3 protein-coding genes are annotated in these 4,142 nt (G+C 33.7%); all 3 read left to right on the top strand.

Annotated features, from left to right (window positions below; genetic code table 11):
* Nucleotides 1–223 precede the first annotated feature (223 nt).
* A complete protein-coding gene (locus AB3X49_RS18710; RefSeq protein ID WP_002085739.1) occupies nt 224–463 on the top strand; it encodes a DUF2584 family protein in 240 nt (79 codons plus the stop codon).
* Between the two features lie 15 nt (nt 464–478).
* The gene (locus AB3X49_RS18705) at nt 479–1,636 is read left to right on the top strand and encodes an exonuclease SbcCD subunit D (protein ID WP_367963941.1); all 1,158 of its coding nucleotides are present in this window, start codon (nt 479–481) and stop codon (nt 1,634–1,636) included.
* A partial coding sequence (locus tag AB3X49_RS18700) for an AAA family ATPase (RefSeq protein WP_367963939.1) occupies nt 1,633–4,142 on the top strand: 2,510 nt, incomplete at its 3' end. The genes AB3X49_RS18705 and AB3X49_RS18700, both read left to right, overlap by 4 nt.

Below are 4,142 nucleotides of genomic sequence, written 5' to 3'. Positions count from 1 at the left end.
GTATTGTACTACGTTATGAAAGAGTACTTACAAAAATAAGGATGCCTGAAAGGGCATTTTTATTTTTGTAGATTAATAATTTCACATACCGTATTTCATATAAAAAAACATAAAATATTTATAATTAAAAAAGTATGTACATCGCGGTGTATTTACTTGTCAATCTTGCATGACCACTATACTATTAAAATGTAGAGATTAGAAAAAAGGGGTTGTATCTAGCATGAAATTTGAGATGCATACAAAAATTATTTCAAATGAAAAAGAAGTAAGATTACATATAGAAGATAATTTATTTCAATTAATTTTAGATGGTTATCATCTATTTACTATTCAAGAAATATTGCCTTTATATAAATCAAACGAAGAAAGAATCGGTAGTGCAATTGTCCAAAAGTTAGAATGGGAGAACGGAAAAACTACACTAAACTATCAGCTTGTGTCACTACAATCAGTAAACTAAAAGGAGAAGGGTAATATGAAGTTTTTTCATACAGCGGATTGGCATTTAGGTAAGCTTGTTCATGGTGTATATATGACTGAAGATCAAAAAATTGTGTTAGATCAGTTTGTACAAGCTGTTGAAGAGGAAAAACCGGATGCTGTAATTATTGCAGGAGATTTATATGACCGAGCAATTCCACCTACAGAAGCAGTAGACTTATTAAATGATGTATTACAAAAGATAGTTATTGATTTACAAACACCAATAATTGCAGTTGCAGGAAACCACGATAGTCCGGACCGCATACATTTTGGTAGTAATTTAATGAAAAAACAAGGATTACATATTGTTGGACAATTCCAGTTTCCATACAATCCTGTTGTTTTAAATGATGAATACGGAGAGGTTCATTTCCATCTCGTTCCGTATGCAGATCCAAGTATTGTTAGACACATATTGAAAAATGAAGATGTTCGTTCTCATGATGATGCGATGCGTATTTCTATGAACGAACTCTCTGAAACGATGGATAAAGAAGCGAGACACATATTTGTAGGACATGCATTTGTAACTTCTTCAGGAGAGGCAGAGGAAAATACGAGTGATGCGGAAAGACCACTTTCAATTGGTGGTGCTGAATATGTAAATAGCCATTATTTTGATAAGTTTCATTACACGGCGCTTGGCCATTTACATCAAGCGCATTTTGTACGTAATGAGACAATTCGTTATTCAGGTTCACCACTTGCATATTCTATTTCTGAAGAAAAGCATAAAAAAGGATATTATATTGTGGAACTGGATGAAAAAGGTGAAACAACAATTGAAAAACGTTTACTTACACCACGTCGTAAAATGCGTACAGTAGAAGCTAAAATAGACGATTTATTGCTTCATCCAGTGAGTGAAGATTATGTATTTGTGAAATTATTAGATGAAAATCCTGTCTTGCAGCCAATGGAAAAAATACGTTCTGTATACCCAAATGCAATGCATGTTGAAAGATCTATTCAAAGACGAGAGTTCACAGATGAAAATGAAGTAACTGTTTCAAGACATAAAACGGATGATTTATCTCTTTTAAAAGCATTTTATAAAGAAATGAAAGGGCTAGATTTATCAGAAGAGAAAGAACGTCTATTTTTAGATGTTTTGCAAACAGTGCAAGAACGGGAAGGTGAGCGAGGATGAGACCGATTCAGCTTATAATGACCGCGTTTGGTCCATATAAACAGAAAGAAGTAATCGATTTTAAAGATCTTGGTGAGCATCGTATTTTCGCTATTTCTGGAAATACAGGAGCTGGAAAGACAACGATTTTTGATGCGATTTGTTATGTATTATATGGAGAGGCTAGTGGAGAAGAGCGCAGTGATACAAACATGCTTCGTAGCCAATTTGCTGATGATGATGTTTATACAAGTGTGGAATTAACTTTTCAATTAAAAGGAAAAAGTTATGAAATTAAACGACAACTGGGCCATAAAAAACAAGGAAATAAAACAATTACAGGACATGCAGTCGAATTATATGAAGTAATTGATGAGGAAAAAGTTCCATGTGTCGATCGTTTTCATGTAACGGATGTAAATAAAAAAGTTGAAGATTTAATTGGATTAAGTAAACATCAATTTAGCCAAATTGTCATGTTACCGCAAGGAGAGTTCCGAAAATTATTAACATCTGAAACGGAAAATAAAGAAGAAATACTACGCCGCATTTTTAAAACAGATCGTTATAAATTAATGCGTGAGATATTAGATCAAAAGCGTAAACAATGGAAAGACGTCTTACAAGAAAAACAAAAAGAACGTGAGCTATATTTCCGTAATGTATTTAAATTACCAATACGTGATGGAGCATTATTAGAGACATTAGTGGAGCAAGAGCATGTAAATACACATCAAGTAGTAGAGGCATTAGAACAAGAAACAATTTGGTACAATGCAGAGGTTGAGCAATTACACTTAGAACAAAATGACAAAACGAAACAATTAAAAGAAGCAGAGGCACGTTTTCATGCAGCAAAAGCTGTAAATGAGAAATTCAAAGATTTAGAACAAAAGAATGAGAAGTACAGTATTTTACAAGAAAACCGTGCCGTAATCGAAATGAAAGAAAAATCTTTTAAACATGCGGAACAGGCGAAGCGATTATTACCATTTGAGCAATGGTATGAGGAAGCGATGCAATATGAACAGCAGTCTGAAAGTTTGTTAAAACAGATAATCGCAAAAAAAGAGCATATAATGAACAGTTTTGCACTTGCTCAGGAGAAATATGAAGCATTAAAGAATAAGGCATCCGAGCGAGAAAATGCTAAAAAACAAGTTCAAAGACTAGAAGAGTTACAGCCAATTATTGCATCATTAGCTGAGAAAAAGTTAAATTTGCAAAATGCTGAAATTCAAATAGGAAAATTAAAAGAAGGTATGCAAAAGTTAGATGAACAACTAGAAGCGCATAAAAATGAAAAACAAAGAATGTCTGGCGAATTACAGCAATTAGAAGCAGCGCTTGAACAATATGTAGCTAAAGTAGAAGAACTAACGAATATGCGAGAAGATGCAAAAGTATTAAAGCAGGCATATGATGTATGGCAAGAAAAACAAAAATACGAGCTAGAAAAAGAAAGTGCGTTTCATAAGATGCAACAGGCAGTTAGTACATATGAAAATATTGAACGCCGCTGGTTAAGTGAACAAGCTGGTATATTAGCTCTTCATTTACATGATGGTGAATCTTGTCCAGTATGTGGTAGTATGGACCACCCGAAAAAAGCTACAGAGCAAAGTAATGCAATTGATGAAAAAGAGTTAAATGAGCTAAGAGAAAAGAAAAATATTGCGGAAAAATTACATGTTCAATTAGAAGAAAAGTGGAATTTCTATCGAGTTCAATATGAACAAGTGATAGAAGAAGTGCTAAAGCGAGGCTATCGCTCAGAAGAATTAGTAGAAACATATAGTGCGCTCGTTCAAAAAGGAAAGCAATTAGCAGCAGAAGTTAATGCGTTAAAAGCAAGTGAAGAAACGCGTAAGCAAATTGCTGTGAATATAAAAAGCGTAGAAGAAAAAGTAGAAGAACTCCAGAAACAAAAGCGTGAAGTAGAAACTGTGCAGCACCGTACTGAAATGGAGTGTATGCAGCTTCGTACGTCATATGAACATGATAAGCAAAATATTCCGGAAAGCTTGCAAACGGTACAAGCTTGGAAAGTACAGTTTGACCAAGCTCTGCAAGAACTTAGGTTAATGGAAGATGAATGGGAGAAAGTACAAGAGGCGTATCAACATTGGCAAAATGAAAATATACGTATTCAAGCAGAACATGATAATGCTTCTAATCAATTTAATAGTGCAAAAGAGAAGAAAGAAGAGACGTTTACACGCTTTATGAAAGAGCTAGAACAAAGCGGATTTACAGATCAATTAACATATAAAGAATCCAAATTAAATGATGCTGAGATGGATAAGTTACAACAAGAAATCCAAAGTTATTACTCATCTCTAGAAGTACTTACAAAACAAATTGACGAATTAAAAGCAGACTTAAAAGATAAAGAGTATATGGACATTTCTTCATTAGATGAGCAAGTGAGAGAATTGGAAATTAGCCTTGATATTATTAAAGAAAAACGACAACGTGCTCAAAACGCCGTATCATATATTACGGATTTACATGAAAATATTAAACG

This window comes from Bacillus sp. C30 (assembly GCF_040838255.1).
GTDB lineage: Bacteria > Bacillota > Bacilli > Bacillales > Bacillaceae_G > Bacillus_A > Bacillus_A mycoides.
The sequence above is the reverse complement of the archived record's forward strand: the minus strand, read 5'-3'. Positions and strand labels throughout refer to the sequence as shown.